Annotated in this window: 9 protein-coding genes; 4 read left to right on the forward strand and 5 right to left on the reverse strand. The window is 65.8% G+C overall.

What is annotated here, in order from left to right; translation table 11 throughout:
• Window positions 1-70: 70 nt before the first annotated feature.
• Both PSEMO_RS31760 and PSEMO_RS31765 read right to left on the reverse strand, forming a co-directional pair.
• Entirely contained in the window at window positions 71-796 is a 726-nt protein-coding gene (locus PSEMO_RS31760; protein WP_075806814.1) for a UDP-2,3-diacylglucosamine diphosphatase, read from the reverse strand.
• Window positions 793-1,293 (reverse strand): peptidylprolyl isomerase, encoded by a 501-nt coding sequence (locus PSEMO_RS31765; protein ID WP_075806815.1) that lies wholly within the window; start codon window positions 1,291-1,293, stop codon window positions 793-795. The genes PSEMO_RS31760 and PSEMO_RS31765 overlap by 4 nt, the downstream gene beginning before the upstream one ends.
• A 267-nt stretch (window positions 1,294-1,560) precedes the next feature.
• Between PSEMO_RS31765 and PSEMO_RS31770 the strand changes: the two genes are divergently transcribed.
• Both PSEMO_RS31770 and cysS read left to right on the forward strand, forming a co-directional pair.
• Window positions 1,561-3,258, forward strand: coding sequence for a glutamine--tRNA ligase/YqeY domain fusion protein (locus PSEMO_RS31770; protein WP_075806816.1), 1,698 nt, complete (start codon window positions 1,561-1,563; stop codon window positions 3,256-3,258).
• Between the two features lie 9 nt (window positions 3,259-3,267).
• Window positions 3,268-4,650, forward strand: a complete 1,383-nt coding sequence (gene cysS, locus PSEMO_RS31775; protein WP_075806817.1) for a cysteine--tRNA ligase — start codon at window positions 3,268-3,270, stop codon at window positions 4,648-4,650.
• A gap of 123 nt (window positions 4,651-4,773) precedes the next feature.
• Here cysS and PSEMO_RS31780 read toward each other — a convergent pair whose 3' ends face one another.
• From PSEMO_RS31780 to PSEMO_RS31790, 3 genes are all read right to left on the reverse strand, one after another.
• Window positions 4,774-6,156, reverse strand: coding sequence for a sensor histidine kinase (locus tag PSEMO_RS31780; protein WP_075806818.1), 1,383 nt, complete (start codon window positions 6,154-6,156; stop codon window positions 4,774-4,776).
• Window positions 6,134-6,814 (reverse strand): response regulator transcription factor, encoded by a 681-nt coding sequence (locus PSEMO_RS31785; RefSeq protein ID WP_075806819.1) that lies wholly within the window; start codon window positions 6,812-6,814, stop codon window positions 6,134-6,136. Before PSEMO_RS31785 ends, PSEMO_RS31780 begins: the two co-directional genes overlap by 23 nt.
• Window positions 6,815-6,988: 174 nt before the next feature.
• Complete coding sequence (locus tag PSEMO_RS31790; protein WP_075806900.1) at window positions 6,989-8,011, reverse strand: branched-chain amino acid aminotransferase; 1,023 nt, start codon at window positions 8,009-8,011, stop codon at window positions 6,989-6,991.
• Between the two features lie 301 nt (window positions 8,012-8,312).
• On the opposite strand from PSEMO_RS31790, the gene PSEMO_RS31795 reads away from it, so the two are divergent.
• Together PSEMO_RS31795 and PSEMO_RS31800 are read left to right on the forward strand one after the other, a co-directional pair.
• Window positions 8,313-13,718, forward strand: coding sequence for a dermonecrotic toxin domain-containing protein (locus tag PSEMO_RS31795; protein ID WP_075806820.1), 5,406 nt, complete (start codon window positions 8,313-8,315; stop codon window positions 13,716-13,718).
• A 144-nt stretch (window positions 13,719-13,862) separates the two neighbouring features.
• The gene (locus PSEMO_RS31800; RefSeq protein WP_075806821.1) at window positions 13,863-19,244 is read left to right on the forward strand and encodes a dermonecrotic toxin domain-containing protein; all 5,382 of its coding nucleotides are present in this window, start codon (window positions 13,863-13,865) and stop codon (window positions 19,242-19,244) included.
• Window positions 19,245-19,253 lie beyond the last annotated feature (9 nt).

The following is a 19,253-nucleotide window of genomic DNA, read 5'->3' on the forward strand; positions in this document are numbered from 1 at the left end:
AGGAACCCTGTGGGAGCTGGCAAGCCAGCTCCCACAGGGGGCAGGTCGATCCTTGGAGAGGGGCGGAGGATCAGGCGAAGTCGAACGGGCTCAGCTGGAAACCCTGTTCATCCACCTGCAGCGCCCAGCCTTGCCTGTCCCAGTCGCCCAGCACGATGCGCCGTCCGGCACTGCCATCGTCGAGGGTGAGCTTGTGGATGGCCGGCCGGTGGGTGTGGCCGTGGATCAGGGTGTGCACGCCATGGCGTTGCATCAGGCGTGGTATGTCCTCGGCGGTGACATCGACGATGTCGTTGGCCTTCATCCGCGTCTGCGCCTTGCTTTCGCTGCGCAGCTTGCGCGCCAGCTTGTGCCGGGTCGACAGCGGAAGATGACGGAGGATCCACAGGCTCAGCGGGTTGCGCAGGTAGCGGCGCAGCTTCATGTAGGCTTCGTCGCGGGTGCACAGGCTGTCGCCATGCATCAGCAGCACCGGCTCGCCGCCCATCTCGACCACGCTGGGGTCCTTGAGCAGGGTGCAGCCAGCCGCCTTGCAGAAGGCCTGGCCGATCAGGAAATCACGGTTGCCGTGCATCAGGAACACCCGGGTGCCGGCATCGCTCAGTTCACGCAGGGCCTGGCAGATCGACTGCTGGAACGGCGTCATGCCGTCGTCGCCGATCCAGGCCTCGAAAAAGTCGCCAAGGATGTACAGGGCCTGTGCATCCCGGGCGCGGGTCGCCAGCAGATCAAGAAACGCCCGGGTAATGTCCGGGCGTTCTTCTTGCAGATGCAGATCGGAGATCAGCAGTATCACTCAATGATCTCGGCTTTCTCGATGATCACGTCTTCCTTCGGGACGTCCTGGTGGCCAGCCTTGGAACCGGTGGCGACCTTCTCGATGGCGTCGACGATTTCCTGGCCTTCGGTCACTGCACCGAATACCGCGTAGCCCCAGCCCTGCACGTTCTTGCCGCTGTGGTTGAGGAAGTCGTTGTTGCTGGCGTTGATGAAGAACTGCGCCGAAGCCGAATGCGGCTCCATGGTACGGGCCATGGCGATGGTGTACTTGTCGTTCTTCAGGCCGTTGTCAGCTTCGTTCTGGATGCTGGCGCGGGTTTTCTTTTGGCCCATGCTCGCATCGAAACCGCCACCCTGGATCATGAAGCCCTTGATCACGCGGTGGAAGATGGTGCCGTCGTAGTGGCCGTCTTGCACGTACTGGACGAAGTTTTCCACGGTTTTCGGGGCTTTTTCGCTGTCCAGTTGCAGGACGATGACGCCGTGGTTGGTGCTCAGTTTGACTTTGGCCATATGTGGATTCGCTCTTTCGAAGGCATTTTGAGGGGGCGTAGCTTCAAGCTTCAAGCCGTAAGCTGCAAGAAAAAGCGCATCGGTTTTCGCTTGTGGCTTGCCGCTTGAAGCTTATGGCTGCGATGAAATCGATTTTTTTACCATGCGCCGTGATTATCCAGCCGGTTTGTCGGCGTGGTGCTGTCGGCGGCGCGACGGCTTCGGCTATGATACGGGCTTTGTTTCACGCGGCCTACCCGCGCCGCAGACCGGACTTCGAAGGATCCTATGAGCAAGCCCACCGACACCGCTCCCAATGCCGCCAAAGGCGCGCCCGCCGTTCCCGTGAATTTCCTGCGCCCGATCGTGCAGGCCGACCTGGATTCGGGCAAGCACAGCAGCATCGTCACCCGTTTCCCCCCAGAGCCCAACGGTTACCTGCATATCGGCCATGCCAAGTCGATCTGCGTGAACTTCGGCCTGGCCAAGGAATTCGGCGGTGCCTGCCACCTGCGCTTCGATGACACCAACCCGGCCAAGGAAGACCAGGAGTACATCGACGCCATCCAGGAAGACGTCAAGTGGCTGGGCTTCGAGTGGACCGGTCCGGTGCGCTACGCCTCGGAATACTTCGACCAGTTGCACGACTGGGCCGTGGACCTGATCAAGTCGGGCAACGCCTATGTCTGCGACCTGACCCCCGAGCAGGCCAAGGAATACCGTGGCAACCTGACCGAGCCGGGCAAGAACAGCCCGTTCCGCGAGCGCAGCGTCGAAGAGAACCTCGACCTGTTCGCGCGCATGAAGGCCGGCGAGTTCAAGGACGGCGAGCGCGTGCTGCGGGCGAAGATCGACATGGCTTCGCCGAACATGAACCTGCGCGACCCGATCCTCTACCGGATCCGCCATGCCCACCATCACCAGACCGGTGACAAGTGGTGCATCTACCCGAACTATGACTTCACCCATGGTCAGTCGGACGCCATCGAAGGCATCACCCACTCCATCTGCACCCTGGAGTTCGAAGGCCATCGTCCGCTGTACGAGTGGTTCCTCGACAACCTGCCTGTGCCGGCCAAGCCGCGCCAGTACGAGTTCAGCCGCCTCAACCTGAACTACACCATCACCAGCAAGCGCAAGCTCAAGCAGCTCGTCGACGAGAAACACGTCAACGGCTGGGACGACCCGCGCATGTCGACCCTGTCCGGCTTCCGTCGCCGTGGCTACACCCCGGCGTCGATCCGCAACTTCTGCGAGATGATCGGCACCAACCGCTCCGACGGCGTGGTCGACATGTCGATGCTCGAGTTCAGCATCCGTGACGACCTCGACCGCAACGCACCGCGCGCCATGTGCGTGCTGCGTCCGCTGAAGGTGGTGATCACCAACTACCCGGAAGGCCAGGTCGAGCAACTGGAACTGCCGCGCCATCCGAAGGAAGACATGGGCGTGCGCGTCCTGCCGTTCGCCCGCGAGCTGTACATCGACCGCGACGACTTCATGGAAGAGCCGCCGAAGGGCTACAAGCGCCTGGAGCCGGCCGGTGAAGTGCGCCTGCGCGGCAGCTACGTGATCCGCGCCGACGAGGCGATCAAGGATGCCGACGGCACTATCGTCGAGCTGCGCTGCTCCTACGACCCGGACACCCTGGGCAAGAACCCCGAGGGCCGCAAGGTCAAGGGCGTGATCCACTGGGTCCCGGCCGAGGCCAGCGTCGAGTGCGAAGTGCGTCTGTACGATCGCCTGTTCCGCGCGGCGAACCCGGAGAAGGCCGAAGAGGGCGGCACCTTCCTCGACAACATCAACCCGGATTCGCTGCAGGTGCTGCGTGGTTGTCGTGCCGAGCCATCGCTGGGTAACGCCCAGCCAGAGGACCGCTTCCAGTTCGAGCGCGAAGGCTACTTCTGCGCCGACCTGAAAGACTCCCGTCCAGGCCAACCGGTATTCAACCGCACCGTGTCCCTGCGTGACTCCTGGGGCAGCTGAGGAAATTTCGTGCTTACCATCTACAACACCCTGAGCAAGACCAAGGAAGTATTCAAACCGCTGGAAGGCAACAAGGTGCGGATGTACGTCTGCGGCATGACCGTGTACGACTTCTGCCACCTGGGCCACGGCCGCAGCATGGTTGCCTTCGACCTGGTCACCCGCTGGTTGCGCTACAGTGGCTACGACCTGACCTACGTGCGCAACATCACCGACATCGATGACAAGATCATCAACCGCGCCAACGAGAACGGCGAGTCGTTCGACGCCCTGACCGCGCGCATGATCGATGCGATGCACGAGGACGAGCGCCGCCTGAACATCCTCAAGCCGGACCTGGAGCCGCGTGCCACCGACCATATCCCCGGCATGCACGCGATGATCCAGACCCTGATCGACAAGGGCTACGCCTACGCCCCGGGCAACGGCGACGTGTACTACCGGGTCGGCAAGTTCGTCGGCTACGGCAAGCTGTCGCGCAAGAAGATCGAAGACCTGCGCATCGGTGCGCGGATCGAGGTGGACGAGGCCAAGCAGGACCCGCTGGACTTCGTCCTGTGGAAAGGCGTCAAGCCGGGCGAGCCGAGCTGGGAGTCGCCATGGGGCCCGGGTCGTCCGGGCTGGCACATCGAATGCTCGGTGATGTCCACCTGCTGCCTGGGCGAGAGCTTCGACATCCACGGTGGCGGCAGCGACCTGGAGTTCCCGCACCACGAGAACGAGATCGCCCAGAGCGAAGCGGCCACCGGCAAGCCGTACGCTGCGTCGTGGATGCACTGCGGGATGATCCGGATCAACGGCGAGAAGATGTCGAAGTCGCTGAACAACTTCTTCACTATCCGCGACGTGCTCGACAAGTATCACCCGGAGGTGGTGCGCTACCTGCTGGTGTCCAGTCACTACCGCAGCGCGATCAACTACTCCGAGGACAGCCTGCGCGACTCGAAGGGCGCCCTGGAGCGCTTCTACCACGCGCTGCGCGGTCTGCCGCTGGTGGCGCCGCAGGGTGGCGAGGCGTTCGTCGAGCGCTTTGCCGCGGCGATGAACGACGACTTCGGGACTCCGGAAGCGTGCGCCGTGTTGTTCGACCTGGTGCGCGAGATCAACCGTCTGCGTGAGAGCGATGCGCAGGCGGCGGCCGGTCTGGCGGCGCGTCTGCGTGAGCTGGGTGGGTTGCTGGGCGTGCTGCAGCTGGATGCCGACGAGTTCCTGCGTGCGGGGGCGGAAGGCAAGGTCGATGCGGCTGAAGTGGAGGCGCTGATCCAGGCCCGTCTGCAGGCCCGTGCCGACAAGAACTGGGCAGAGTCCGACCGGATCCGCGACCAGATCACCGCCATGGGTGTGGTGCTGGAAGATGGCAAGGGTGGGACTACCTGGCGTCTGGCTGACTGAAGCCTTGTGTTGCCAGTGATGGCCTCATCGCTGGCAAGCCAGCTCCCACAGGTACTGCACAGACCTCAAGAACTGTGCTGACCCTGTGGGAGCTGGCTTGCCAGCGATAGGGCCATCAGCCTTTCACACCTGCCCCCTGCAATGCATCACCAGCCGGGCCCCGCCGAGGTCGCTTTCCCCCACCTCCAGCCCGAACCCATGCAGGTCGACGATCGCCGCGACGATCGACAATCCCAGCCCGAACCCCGTGTGCTTGTGGCCTTCTTCACTGCGATAGAAGCGTTTCAACACCGTCTCGCGCTCCTCCGCCGGAATCCCCGGCCCACTGTCTTCCACCGCGATATGCACGCCATCCTCGTCACCCAGGGCGCTGATCCGCACCTGGCCGCCGGCCGGGGTGAACTTGATCGCATTGCCCATCAGGTTGGCCAGGGCCTCGAACAGCAGCTCATGATCACCGAACAACGCGGGCAAGGGCTCACGCATCTCCAGGCTCAGGCTGATCTCGCCATCCTCGGCCAGCGGCAGGTAGAAATCGTGCAACTCAACCAGCAGTGCCTCGGGCTTCAGCTCGACGAAGCCGGCACGCCGCTGTCGGTCCTCCAGCTCGCTGATCCGCAACAGCCCGCGAAAGCGCGCCATCAAGGTGTCGGTCTCGGCAATCGCCTGCTCCATCGCCTCGGCCTGGGGCGCATCGTCCCCGGCCTGCTGGCGAATCCGGTAAAGCTGGGCGCGCAGGCGGGTCAGCGGGGTGCGCAGGTCATGGGCGATGTTGTCGCAGACGCCCTTGACCTCGTGCATCAGCCGTTCGATACGGTCGAGCATGGCATTGACGATGGCTGCCAGCATGTCCAGCTCGTCACGCCGTTGCGACAGCGGCAGGCGCCGGGTCAGGTCGCCGGCGACGATCTGCTCGGCGGTGGCCTGGATCGCCCGGATGCGCTTCAGCGGCCGCCGGCGCAGCCAGTACCAGCCGGCGATTCCGGGAATGATGGTCAGCGACAGGCCCCAGAGCAGGGCATGCAGGATGATCCGGGTGACCACGAACAGCGAACCGTTGTCGCGCACCAGCACCAGCCAGCGCCCGTCCGGCACCTTCAGCGCCACGCCATCGCAACTGTCCGCCGGCAGGCGCGGATCGTCGGCGTCCAGGCAGCGCTTGAGTTCGTGGATGCGTCCGTCCAGGCCAAGCCCGGCGGGCATCTGGCGGATCTGGCCGCCGAGGGCATTGAACTGCGGGTCGAACAGGCCGTAGGCGTCGAAGCTGCGCTCCTCGAAGGCCTGGCTGGCGATCAGCGCATCGTCCAGCTGCTTGCCGCTCATATGGGCGAACAGGTGCTGGCGCTGGGTCAGGGAGTGCCGGGTCAGCTTGTTCAGGTAGCTGGACACCTCAAGGTACAGCACCCCCATGAGGATGCTGCTCCAGGCCACGAACAGGAAACTGTACAGCGCCAGCAAACGGCTGGTGGACGAGCTCCAGCCCTTATGCGGGTTCGGCAATGGCATAGCCGGAGCCCCGCACGGTGCGAATCAGCGGGGTCTGGCCGGGCGCGTCGATCTTCTTGCGCAGGCGACCGATATGCACATCGATCAGGTTGGTGCCTGGGTCGAAGTGATACCCCCAGACCTCCTCGAAGATCATCATCCGGGTGATCACCTGGCCGGAATGGCGCATCAGGAATTCCAGCAGCTTGTACTCGGTGGGCAGCAGGTTCAGGGCCTGCTCGCCGCGCCGGGCTTCGTGGCTGATCAGGTCCAGTTCCAGGTCGGCGACCTGCAGGCGGGTCTGGGTCATGGGCACGCTGTTGCGCCGCAGCAGAACCTCGACCCGGGCCGCCATCTCGTCGGAGGCGAAGGGTTTGGTCAGGTAGTCGTCACCGCCGGCGCGCAGGCCGCGGACCCGCTCGTCGACATCGGAGAGGGCACTGATCATCAGGATCGGCGTGGTGATCTTCAGGTTGCGCAGGGTGGTGACGATGGTCAGGCCGTCGACTTCCGGCAGCATGCGGTCGACGGTGATCAGGTCGTAGCCCCCGGCAATGGCGCGGGCCAGGCCTTCGCGGCCGTTGTCGATCCAGTCGACGTCGAGGCCATGGCTGGAAAGTTCGGCGACGATTTCCTGGCCGGTGACGGCATCGTCTTCGATTGTCAGTACGCGGGGCATGCTTTTACCTGGGCGAAGGTTGGAAATTCGATTGTGCCAAAGAATAGGCAACGCCCGGGTTAAAGGAAATTTATGTTTGGGGGAGCTTCAAGCTTCAAGCTCCAAGTTGTAAGAGAAAAGCGGGACGCGGCGAACCGGCATTTTCTTGCAGCTTGGAGCTTGTGGCTTGCCGCTTTAGAGAGCGACCTTGACGATCCAGCCAGCCGGCGCTTCCACGTCACCGCTCTGGATGCCGGTCAGTTCGGCATACAGCTTCTTGGTCACCGGACCGACTTCGGTCTCGCTGTGGAATACATGCAGCTTGCCGTTGTACTGGATGCCGCCGATCGGGGTGATCACCGCAGCGGTACCGCAGGCGCCGGCTTCCTTGAACTTGCCGATCTCGTCGATCAGCACGTCGCCTTCGACCACGGTCAGGCCCAGGCGCGAGGCGGCCAGTTCCATCAGCGACAGGCGGGTGATGCCCGGCAGCACGGAGGCGGATTTCGGGGTGATGAACTGGTTGTCGGCGGTGATGCCGAAGAAGTTGGCCGAACCCACTTCCTCGATCTTGCTGTGGGTCAGCGGGTCGAGGTAGATGGCGTCGGCGAAGCCTTGCTTCTTGGCTTCGGCGCCCGGCATCAGGCTGGCAGCGTAGTTGCCGCCGACCTTGGCCGCGCCGGTGCCTTGTGGCGCGGCACGGTCGAAGCCGGAGATGACGAAGTTGTGCGGGGTCATGCCGCCCTTGAAGTACGAGCCGACCGGGATGGCGAAGACCGAGAAGATGAACTGCGGCGCGGTGCGCACGCCGATGTTGTCACCCACGCCGATCACGAACGGACGCAGGTACAGGGCGCCCTTGCCGTACGGCGGGACGAAGCGCTCGTTGGCCTTGACCACTTGCTTGCACGCCTCGATGAAGGCTTCGGTCGGCACTTGCGGCATCAGCAGGCGGGCACAGCTGCGGGCCATGCGCGCGGCGTTCTGGTCAGGGCGGAACAGGTTGATCGAACCGTCCTGGCAACGGTAGGCCTTGAGGCCCTCGAAGCATTGCTGGCCGTAGTGCAGGGCAGTGGAGCCTTCGCTGATGTGCAGGACGTTGTCTTCGGTCAGGGTGCCCGCGTCCCACGCGCCGTCGCGCCATACGGAGAGGTAGCGCTTGTCGGTCTTGATGTAGTCGAAGCCCAGCTTGTCCCAGTTAATGCTTTCGTTGCTCATGGCACCCTCGATCTGTTTGGCAATCGCCTGTAGGTCAGGCGGCGCTTCGCGCGCAAGGCGGTCACGATAATACATCCCGTGCAGATCGGAAACGCCTGTCGGCAGATTCGCCGGGACAATTCGTCGTCCATTCGCAGGTGCCGACCTGCGGTCGGATTTTCCTGCCGGGGTGGTAGCCAGGCATTTTTCAGGTTCGAAGTTCCGATCGGAGTCGCCTGCTTTCCATAAGGAATTTGCCGTTTTTAAAAGCCGAAGCCGGCTTTAGCCTGAATGCCCCATTCAAGGACGAGAGGGCTTCATCATGGACGATATTCACTACCAGACAGTCAGCAACCGCGTGCCGCAGTACCTGCTCGACAGCAGCGCGGAGGAGCGCAAGGCCCTGCGCGCGAGGTCGCCGCAGCCGCTGCCGTGGCTGGCCCATGCCAGCGCCACCCGGGCCGACGTGCTGCAGACCTTGCGCGAGGAACACCGTCGCCATCGACGCCTGGCCGGCAAGGTCGAGGGCTTTCTCAAGGACCTGCCCGAGGTCGAGGCCTTCGCCGAGCCGCTGCTGCGCACGGCGCTGAAAAATACCTTGGGTATGGATCTGGATGTGCGCCATACCTTTCTCTTCAATGCCGCCCGGGCGCGGCTTGCCGAGGAGCATCTGGGCGGCAGCGATCCGGTGGTCAAGGCCTTCCAGGCGGTCAAGGCCGCGACCGGCTCGTTGCTGACGGCGGCCTTGCAGAATTTCGAAGCGTTCGAAGCGCAGGCGGGGGGCATGCACGACGAGCGCCGGCCTTCGAGTGTCTTTGCCAGCGCCAGCGGTCAGGCACTGGAGCCCGGCACCCCTGTGGACCTGGCGCCCGAACGCTTCGCGGCGCTGTGCCGCACGCTCGACCTGGGCGGGCAATACCAGCGCCTGATCGAGCGCACATTCGCCCCGCCGCCGACCGGCCAGGAAGCCGCCGAAGCGGCGATGCTCAGGCGCCGGGCCACGTTCAAGGCCTTCGAGCAATCCAGCTTCCGCCTCGAACTGCATCTGGCGTACCTGCGGTCGTGGATCGGCCAGGGCCAGTACGAGCAGTTGCTGGAGGTGGCCAACAACACCCGGGCCAGCGCCACGCTCAGCCGCGCCATGCTGAAATTGTGGGATGTGGAACTCAACGGCGTGGTGGTGTTCTTCCGTCCGCAGCCGGAGGAACAGCCGGTGCGTGACGTGCTGCTGTACATGCCCGACGAGCCCGAGCAGCCGTTTCGCCTGTTCCGCTCGCTGCCGGCGCTGAACCGCTGGATGTGCAAGCGCCTGGGCGATGCCGAGTGGCGCAGGTATTTCCTGCGCTTCATCCCGGCTCGCCAGCGTGACCCGTTGCTGCAGAAGATCCACCGCACGCTCAACCCGAGGGTGTGGAACCCGGGTGGCTGGTATGAAGAGGTGCCCGCCGACAAGCCGGTGCTGCACCTGGGCAGACGCGAGTTCTCCGCACGCCTGTTCGACACCCTGCTGCAACGCAAGATCGCCGTGCTCAAGGACGACGGCCTGTTCCACGCCGTGCCGACGGCAGCCGAGGACCACAAGTCGGCGCAGGACAAGATCGACCACGCCCTGGCGCTGGGCTTCAACGTGCTCAACGTCGCCGCCTTCGTGGTGCCCGGCCTCGGCGAACTGATGCTGGTAGTCAATACCGCCATGCTCGGCTACGAGGTCTACGAGGGCATCGACAGCCTGGCCAAGGGCGAGCGCGAGCAGGCCTGGGCCTATTTCATGGATGTCGCGGAGAACCTGGTGCTGATGGCTGCCATGAGTGCGGCAGCGGCGGCGGCCCACCGTTTTACCGGCAACCTGCCGCTGGCGGTGCGCAGCATGCGTCCGGTGACCCTCGCCGATGGCAGCGTGCGCCTGTGGAAGCCGGACCTGGCCCCCTTCGCCTACGAGATCAGGCTGCCGGCGGATCTCAAGCCCGGCGAAAACGGTCTTTACAGCTACCAGGGCCGTGATTGGCTGGCCCTCGACGGGCGCTATTACTCGGTGCGCACCCTGCTTGGCAGCGAGCCGGGCTACAGCCTGGAACATCCCGAACGGCCCTGGGCCTACGAACCGCCGCTGCGCCACAACGGCAACGGCGGCTGGCTGCATGAGCTGGATACCCCGCAGCAATGGCGCGGGCAGGAACTGTTCGGCCGCCAGGGGCATCGCGAGGCAGTGGTCAGCGAGGCCATGGCCCAGCGCGCCCTGCGCATCAGCGGCATCTCCGAAGGGCAGCTGCGTCATACCCTGGTCAACAACCATCGGCCGCCGGCGCTGTTGACCGACACCCTGCGTCGCCTGTCCCTCGCCGAACGCCACGGCGAATCCTTCGCTGCGGCGGATGCCGCGCAGCAGCCGTCGCTGTCCGCCCAGGGCCAACTGTTGCAGCGCCAGTTCAGCGGCCTGCCTAATCGGGTCGTCGAGGAGATCATCGGCCACGCGGACGGCCATGAACTCAGCGAAATGGCCAGCGCCGAACGCGTGCCCCTGCGCCTGGCCGAAGAAGCGCGGCTCTACCAGCAGCAGGTGCGCATGGCCCGGGCCTGCGAGGGGTTGTACCTGGACGGCGTGGTCAATCTCGACAGCGCGCGCCTGGCCCTGCACCAACTGAGCACGCTGCCGGGCTGGCCGCAGTCGCTGCGCATCGCCCTGCACGATGCTGCCGGGCAAACCCTGGACAGCGTGGGCACGGGCGACGCGGCGCCGAGCGTCCTGGTCTGGCGCGCACAGCCGCCAGCGGTGTTCAACAGCGCCCTGTTCGACGTCCTGCCCGAAAGCGCCCGCAGCCAGCTCGGCGTGCCGGACGCCGCCAGCCTGCGCCAGACCCTGCAGGCGCAAGCCTTGCCGCCGCGTCAGCAACTGCGCCGCTGGTTGGGCATGCAGGCGCTGCGGCCGGGCTTCCGCTCGCCGATGCGCCTGGCCGACGGGCGTATCGGCTACCCGCTCAGCGGCGATGCCCCGCCGTTCTTCACCGAGGACGAACTGCTCGACAAGCTGCGCCTGCTGGAACTGGACGACCTGTATCCCGAAGACGCGCTCTTCGCCCTCCACCGCAGCGGCCTGGACCGCACGGCGATCAACCAGCGGTTGAACCGCGCCCTCGACGAAATGCTCGCGCTGCGCCAGCACCTGGACCGCTGGGTGCTGGACTCCGCCCATGAAGTGCTCAGCCCGTCCCGCCAGCGCAGCCGCGAGCGGATCGGCAACGGCCTGTGGGACCACTGGCGACGCAACACCCTGCCGGAACTGGGCCGGCCGGTGGCGCCGCTGGTGTTGTGGCAAGTGCAACTGGCGGACCTGCCGATCGGCTTGCCGGCGTTCTTCACCGAGCGGGTGCGCGCGCTGCTGCTGGACGAGGTGATCCTGCGTGAGGGCGAAGGTTTCCAGCAGACCATCGGCGAAGCGCCGCTGCTGGCCTTTGCCGAGGAATTCCCCAATCTGCGCACCCTGGACATTCGCGCCGGGCAATGGGAGCCGGGGCTGGCGCAGACCGCAGTGCGGGCCTGGCCGCAGTTGAACGCCGTGGCCCTGCGTGAACTCGGCCACCTGCTCAGCGCCCAGGACTTCAGGGCCCTGGCCAGCCTGCCGCGCCTGCGCTGGCTGGAGCTGCGCGGCAGCCGCGTGCTCGACCTGCCGGCCTCCGCGCTGAATGGCATGACCCTGGATTACCTCGGGCTCGACTGGCTCGACCTGCGGGTCTGGCCGAACTGGCTGGACGCCCTGGCGCTGGAACGGATCGCCTCGCTGTCACTGGTCGGCAACCAACTGACCGAGGTCCCGCGATTGATCCTCGAGGACCCCGAGCCGGCCGTCCGGACCTTGCGCATCGCCGCGCGCGGCAATCAGTTCGGTTACCAGGCCTGTTTCGACATGATCATGGCCGAGCGTTTCCGCGGTCGCTACAGCTTCGACCTGGACCTCTCGCCGGCCATGGCCGACGAGTTGAACCGCCGGGTTAACGAGCGGGTGCAGTTGCAGGAAACGCTGGACGCCTGGGTCAATCCCGTCTCTGCCGACGAGGCGTTGACGCCGCTGCACCAGGCCTACCGGCATCGTATCGCGGCGGTGTTGATGGAGTACTGGCGTGACACCTTGCGCGGTCTCGGCGCGGCGCGCCTGAACCTGGTGGATGCGGTGCTGGCGGACTTTCCGGAGGCGCTGCCGGACTTTCTCACGGCGCGGGTCGACCGTCTCGACCTGACCCGCTTCGACGCCGAGCCGGCGGTGTTGCAGCGCTTCGTCAGCCAGTTCCCGAACCTCATCGAACTGTCGCTGGTCGGTGGCCTGCCGGCCTTGCAGGCGGTGCCGGAATTCCTCACCGGCTTCCCCAACCTGCGCGAGCTGGGCCTGGTGCGCATGGGCATGACCATCGACCAGGCGGCCATGGAAGTCTTTGCCCGCATGCCGATGCTGTCGTCGCTGCAACTGGACGGCAACCGCCTGGGCGAGATTAATGATGTGTCGATGTTCGACCAGCGTTTCCTCGGCTTCCTCGGCCTGGCGCAGATGGACATCGCGGCCTGGCCGGCCTGGCTGAACAACCTGCTGCCCCATGGCATCGAACTGCTCGGCCTGGACGACAACCTGCTCACCGAACTGCCGGCGCAGATCCTCGAAAACCGCCGCACCGAGGCCGGTGTGGTGGAAATCTCGCTGCACAACAATCCACTGACCCGGGCGACCATGATCGCGGCGCATACCTCGCAGCACTTCAACCGGCCGTACAACTTCACCATGACCTTGCCGGAGGATATCGAGGCGATGCCGCGGGAGGTGCACGCGTCCGACTCCGAAGACGACAGCGGTTCGCCGGGCACCGAACAGACCTGGATGTCGGACGAGGACCCCGCCGCCACCTGGGAGACCGGCGACGTCGCCGAGGATGCCCGGCACGAGACGCTGTGGACCACGCTCGCGGCGCGGGGCGACGCGACGTCGTTGCTGGCGCTGGTCTCGCGCCTGCGTTTCAGCGCCGACTACCGCACCGGCAATACCCGCGAGGAGCTGGTGGAGCGGGTGTGGAGCGTGCTGGAGGCTGCCGGCGCCGACGAAGAGCTGCGGGCGACCCTGAACGGCATGGCCCAGGAGCCGGTGGAGCAGGTGCACAATCACGACACCTGCCCTGACGGCATCCGCATGGAGTTCAACCAGATGGAGCTGCTGGTGCATACCCGCCAGGCCCTGCGCGAGATCCCCGAGGACAATCGCGGGCCGGCGCTGTTCCGCCTGATGCGCGGGATCTTCCGTGCCCAGCGTCTGGACCAGATCGCCCGGCTCCGGGCTGGCGGGCGCGACGAAGCCGAAGTGCGCCTGGCCTATCGCCTGCGCTGGGCCGAGCAGTTGGAGCTGCCGTTGCCGCCTCGGGGCATGCTGTACCGGCGGGTGGCGGATATCGCGCCGGGCGAGCTGGACCAGGCCCTGATCCAGTTGCAGATGGAGGAAGCCGGGGCGGGCCTGCAGGCCTTTGCCGCGGACTGCGACTTCTGGGTGGCCTGGCTGCGCGAGACCTATGCCGAGCGGTTCAAGGCCCTCAAGGATGGCTACGAGGCCGCAGTGCTCGGCACCATCGACGTCTATCCGAATGACACGGCGGAACAGTCGGCGGCGCGGATCCGTGCGCTGGAGGACAAATTCAAGCGCGATGAGCGGGAACTGCTGGAGCGCTTGACGCTGGAGCAGGCGCTGGCCGGGAACTGAGTCGTTGTTTCGAGCCTCATCGCTGGCAAGCCAGCGATGAGGCCCGAAAGGGCAACCAGTCCCTCCGGGAACCCCGACCCTTTTTAAAACCTGTCAGCCTCTCTTTAGCCTGAACGCCCCATTCACGGACGAAAAGGTTTCACCATGGACGATATCCACTACCAGACTGTCAGCCAGCGCGTGCCCCAGCGCCTGGTCGACAGTTCCGCCGAACAGCGCCAGGCCCTGCGCAACAAGGTTCCGCCAGCGATGCCCTGGCTGGAAGAGGCCAGCGGCAACCTGCTCCAGGTGATTGCCGCGCTGGACGAGGAGTACCCGCGCCACCAACGGCACGCCCAGGCCGTGGCTACGGTGCTGGAACAGTTGCCCAATGCCGAGGCGTTCGCCGAACCCTTGCTGCGCGAAGCCTTGAAAAATACCTTCGGCCTCGACCTCGATGTCCACCGCACCTTCCTGTTCAATGCTGGCCGTGCGCGCATCGCCGAGTCCCACCTGAGCACTGCCGACCCGGTGGTACGGGCCTTCCAGGCGGTGAAAGCGGCAACCCAGTCGCTGCTGCGCAGCGCGCTGCAGAACTTCGAGGCCTTCGAAGCGGAGGAGGGTGGTATGCAGGCCGATCGCCGGCCCGCGAGGATTTTCTTCAGCGACAACGGACTGGCTGCCGAGCCGAGCCGGGATGTCGATCTGGTTCCCGAACGCTTCGCCGCGCTGTGTCGCAGCCTGGACCTGGGCGCGCGCTATCAACGCCTGATCGACCAGGCATTCAGTCCCGAACCGGTCGGGGACGAAAGCGCCGAGGCCGCCGCCAGCAATCGCCAGGCCCGCTTCAAGCTGCTGGAGCAGTCAAGCCTGCGCCTGGAGCTGCATCTGGCGCGCCTGCGCGGGCAGATCGACCAGGCCTGCTACGAAGAACTGCTGGAGGTGGCGAAGAACGGCAAGGCCGAGGGGGATCTGGAGCGCAGCGTCCTGCGCCTGTGGGACGTGGAGTTGACCGGCATCGTCCTGTTCTTCCGCCCGGGGCGCCTGGGGGTGTACATGCCCGACGAGCCGCAGCAGCCGCTGCAAACCTTCCCTCACCTGCAGGCATTCCATGCCTCGTTGCGCGAGCGCCTGAAGGACCCTGCCTGGCGCAACTATTTCCTGCGCTTCATCCCCGCCCGCCAGCGCGACCCGCTGCTCGCCAGGATCCAGCGCACCCTGTTTCCCAAGGTGTGGAATGCCGGCGGCTGGTACGAGGAACGCTACGATCCCGAGGCCGTGCTGGGCCTGGACAAGCAGGCGTTCAGCGCGCCGCTGTTCAACGTCCTGCTGCAACGCAAGATGCTCGCCCTGCGCGACGATGGCCTGTTCCACGCCGTGCCCACGGCGGTGGAGGACCACAAGTCGACCCAGGACAAGATCGACTACTACCTCGGCGTCGGTTTCAACGTGCTCAATGTGGCGGCCTTTGTCGTGCCGGGGCTGGGTGAGGTGATGCTCGCAGTCAATGCGGCGCTGCTCGGCTACGAGGTCTACGAGGGCTTCGACAGCCTGGCCAGGGGCGACCGCGAGGCGGCCTGGGGCTATTTCATGGATGTCGGGGAGAACCTCGCGATCATCGCCGCCCTCGGTGCCGCCGGAGCAGCGGCCCATCGCTTCAAGGGCAACCTGCCGCTGGCCGTGCGCAGCATGCGCCCGGTGACCCTGGCCGACGGCAGCGTGCGCCTGTGGCAGCCCGACCTGTCGCCCTTTGCCTACGAGATCCGCCTGCCGGCCGGGCTGAAGGCCGATGCCGACGGGCTGTACAGCTTCCAGGGGCGCCAGTGGCTGAACCTCGACGGCCAGTATTACTCGGTACGTGCGTTGCTGGGCGAGGAGGGCCATGGCCTGGAGCACCCGCGCCGCGCCGGGGCCTACGCGCCCAGGGTGCAGCACAACGGCAACGGCGGCTGGCTGAGCGAGCTGGATACCCCGGAGCAATGGCGCGGGATGGAGCTGTTCCGCCGCCAGGGCCCGCTGGAAGCCAGGGTCTCCGAGGAAATGGCCGGCAATGCCCTGCGCATCAGCGGCGTGACCGAATCGGAACTGCGCCAGACCCTGGTGGACCGCCATCGCCCGCCGGCGCTGCTCACCGACACCCTGCGCCGCCTGGCTTTGGCGGAAACCTCCGGCGCCGACACCTTCGCCGCCGACTACAAGGCCGCGCAAGCCCCGCTGTCATTGCCGGCAATGGCCTTGCAACGGCAATTCCGCAGCCTGCCCCATGTCATCCTCGAAGAAATCGTCGGCGCCGCGAGCGCCGCCGAAACCGGCGAAATGACCACCTCCGGGCGCGTGCCCCTGCGCCTTGCCGATGAAGCACGGATCTACCAGCAACAGGTGCGCATCGCCCGGGCCTGCGAGGGCCTGTACCTGGACCGGGAAATCAGCCTGGACAGCGCGCGCCTGATGCTCCACTCACTGCAAAGCCTGCCGCACTGGCCGGCGAAGCTGCGCATCGGCCTCTACGACGGCTGGATCGAAGGCCCGCGGCTGGCCGGCATCGGCGAGGGCGATGAGCCGGAACTGGGGGTGATCTGGAACCGCCAGTTGCCGGGAGATTTCTGCCGTGCGCTGTTCGACAACATCCCCGGCGTCTACCGCGAGCGCCTCGGCCTGGCCGATGCCGGCACGCTGTGGCGCAAGCTGCGCGAGCTGCGCCCGTCGCGTCAGCGGCTGCGCCAGTGGCTGGGCCTGGCTGAAATCAAGCCGGCGTTTCGCTCGCCCATGCGCCTGGCCGACGGCCGTCTCGGCCATCCGCTCAGCGGCCGCGGCCAGGCCTTCTTCACCGAGGACGAACTGCTCGACAAGCTGCGCATGCTGGAACTGGAAGAGGTGCATGTCGAGGATGCCCTGCAGGCGCTGTACCGCAGCGGCATGGACCGTGTGGCGATCAATACGCGCCTGAACACCCTGCTCGGCGAGTTGCTGGAGTTGCGCGACGCCCTGGACCGCTGGGCCCTGGGGTCGGCCAGCGAACACATGACCCTGCGCCGCCAGCGTGGCCGCGAGCGCATCGGCCTGGCGGTGTGGGAGCACTGGCGGCGCAGCATCCTGCCCGAACTCGGCCAGCCGGCCTCGCGCCTGATCCTGTTCCAGGTCTCGCTGGCGGACTTCCCGACCGACCTGCCGGCGTTCTTCCGCCAGCGGGTGCGCTCGATGCTGCTGGATGAGGTGATCCATACCGACGGGCTGTCCCACGAACAGATGATCGGCGACAGCCAGTTGCAAGCCTTCGCCGCCCACTTCCCCGAGCTGACCGCCCTGGATATCCGCCGTGGTCACTGGAACATGGGCCTGCCGCAGATGCTCACCCGGGCCTGGCCAAAGCTCTCGGCCCTGGGCCTGCGCGAGATCTTCATTTTTCTCGCCGAGCAGGACTTCAAGGCGCTGTCTGCCCTGAAGCAACTGCGCTGGCTCGACCTGCGCGGCATGCAATTGGTCGATATGCCCGACACGGCTCTCGATGGCCTGACCCTGGACTACCTGGGCCTCGACTGGATGGGCCTGCAGACCTGGCCGCGCTGGCTGCACAACGGGGCCCTGGCGCGGATCGGCGAGCTGTCGCTGCTGGGCAATCACCTTAGCGAACTGCCCTCGGCGATCCTGCGCAACGCCGAGGCGGTGGAGCACCCTACGCGGGTGATCCTGTTGGGCAACCGCTTCGCCTTCCAGGCCCTGCTCGACCTGCGCCTGGCCCAGCGCTTCCTGCAACGCTTCACCTTCGAACTGGGCCTGACCATGACCATGGAATACGAGCTGAACCGGCGTATCCAGGAGCGCACGCAATTGTGCGATGTGCTGGAGGCCTGGGTCGATGCGCCGGCCGAAGGCGATACGGTGGTGGCGCCCGAACGCCTGGCCTATCGCAACCGGATCAGCATGGCGTTGCTCGAATACTGGCGCGACAGCCTGCGCGGCGAAGGCGTTGCCCTGTTGTCCCTGGAAGACGTGGCCCTGGACCACTTCCCCGAAGCGCTGCCGGCGTATTTCTACGACCGCGTGCGGCGCCTCGACCTGACCCGTTTCACCGCCTTGGAAACGGTGCTCGAGCGCTTTATCCGGCAGTTCCCGCAATTGGCGGAGCTGTCGTTGATCACCGGCGAACCGGCCTTGCGGCGGGTGCCGGAAAGCCTGGAAGGGTTCACCAACCTGCGCGAGCTGGCCCTGGTGCGCATGGGCCTGACGGTCGATCAGGCGGCCATGGAGCGCTTCGCCCGCATGCCGGTGCTGTCCTCGCTGCAACTGGATGGCAACCGCCTTGGCGAAATCACCGATGTGTCGATGTTCAACCAGCGCTACCTGACCTTCCTCGGCCTTGGGCAGATGCAGATCGCCGCCTGGCCGGAGTGGCTCAGCGAACTGCTGCCCCATGGCATCGAACAACTGAACCTGGATGACAATCTGCTGACCGAACTGCCGGCGCAACTGCTGGACAACCACCGCATGGTGGACGGCGCCACGGAAATCGTCCTGCACAACAACCCGCTGAGCCGCGACACCATGATCCGTGCGCACACCTCGCAGCGCTACAACCGTCCCTACTCCTTCACCATGGACCTGCCGGCGGACATCGCCGAGATGGGGCCGGATATGCACTCCTCGGACTCCGAAGGGGCCTTTTCCCCGGAGGATGCCGATCCGGTGCAGGACAATCCGGCCGAGGTCTGGCGCACCGATGATGCCGGGCAGGACGAACGCAACCAGGCGATCTGGGAAGGCCTGCGTGGCGGCGAAGACGCCGGATCCTTGCTCGGCCTGATCATGCGCCTGCGCCACAGCGCCGATTACCGGACCCTCAACACCCGCACGGAGCTGGTGGAGCGGGTGTGGAAGGTGCTGGCGGCGGCGCAGGCCGATACGGAACTGCGCCTGGCCCTCAATGGCATGGCCGAGGAGCCGCTGCGCCAGGTGCAGCGCCACGACACCTGTCCCGACGGGATTCGCCTGGAGTTCAACCAGATGGAACTGCAGGTCTACACCCACCAGGCCCTGCGCGACATTCCCGAGGCCAACCGCGGGCCGGTGCTGTTCCGCCTGATGCGCAGTGTGTTCCGTGCGCAGACCCTCGACCGCCTGGCGCGGGAGCGCGCCGCCGGCCGGGACGAAGCCGAGGTGCGCCTGGCCTATCGCTTGCGCTGGGCCGAGCAGCTTGAACTTCCCCTGCCGCCGCGGGGCATGCTGTACCGCAGCGATGCCGATATCGCCCCGGGCGAATTGAACCTGGTACTGGCCTGGATGCAGGCGGAAGAGGCCGGGCCGGGTTTCCTGCAGTTTGCTGCGCAGTGCGATTTCTGGGCCGCCTACCTGCGCGAAGCCTTCCCCGAGCGCTTCAAGGCGCTCAAGGACACCTTCGAGGCGGCGGTGCTGGACGTGACCGATACGGGCGTGGATGAATCGGCCGAGCACTCGGCGGCGCGGATCAGGGTGCTCGAAGACAAGTACAAGGCCGATGAAAAGGCCTTGCTGGAGAGCCTGACCTTCGAGCAGTCGCTGGCGCAGCATTGATCCATCCGA

Origin of the sequence: Pseudomonas putida (genome assembly GCF_001941965.1) — a bacterium.
GTDB lineage: Bacteria > Pseudomonadota > Gammaproteobacteria > Pseudomonadales > Pseudomonadaceae > Aquipseudomonas > Aquipseudomonas putida_L.

What these genes read in the sequence shown, in the direction of transcription:
- PSEMO_RS31795 (WP_075806820.1), top strand. Translation starts at nt 8,313, where the DNA reads ATGGACGATATTCACTACCAGACAGTCAGCAACCGCGTGCCGCAGTAC.
- PSEMO_RS31800 (WP_075806821.1), top strand. Translation starts at nt 13,863, where the DNA reads ATGGACGATATCCACTACCAGACTGTCAGCCAGCGCGTGCCCCAGCGC.
- PSEMO_RS31785 (WP_075806819.1), bottom strand. Translation starts at nt 6,814, where the DNA reads ATGCCCCGCGTACTGACAATCGAAGACGATGCCGTCACCGGCCAGGAA.
- PSEMO_RS31780 (WP_075806818.1), bottom strand. Translation starts at nt 6,156, where the DNA reads ATGCCATTGCCGAACCCGCATAAGGGCTGGAGCTCGTCCACCAGCCGT.
- PSEMO_RS31765 (WP_075806815.1), bottom strand. Translation starts at nt 1,293, where the DNA reads ATGGCCAAAGTCAAACTGAGCACCAACCACGGCGTCATCGTCCTGCAA.
- PSEMO_RS31770 (WP_075806816.1), top strand. Translation starts at nt 1,561, where the DNA reads ATGAGCAAGCCCACCGACACCGCTCCCAATGCCGCCAAAGGCGCGCCC.
- PSEMO_RS31790 (WP_075806900.1), bottom strand. Translation starts at nt 8,011, where the DNA reads ATGAGCAACGAAAGCATTAACTGGGACAAGCTGGGCTTCGACTACATC.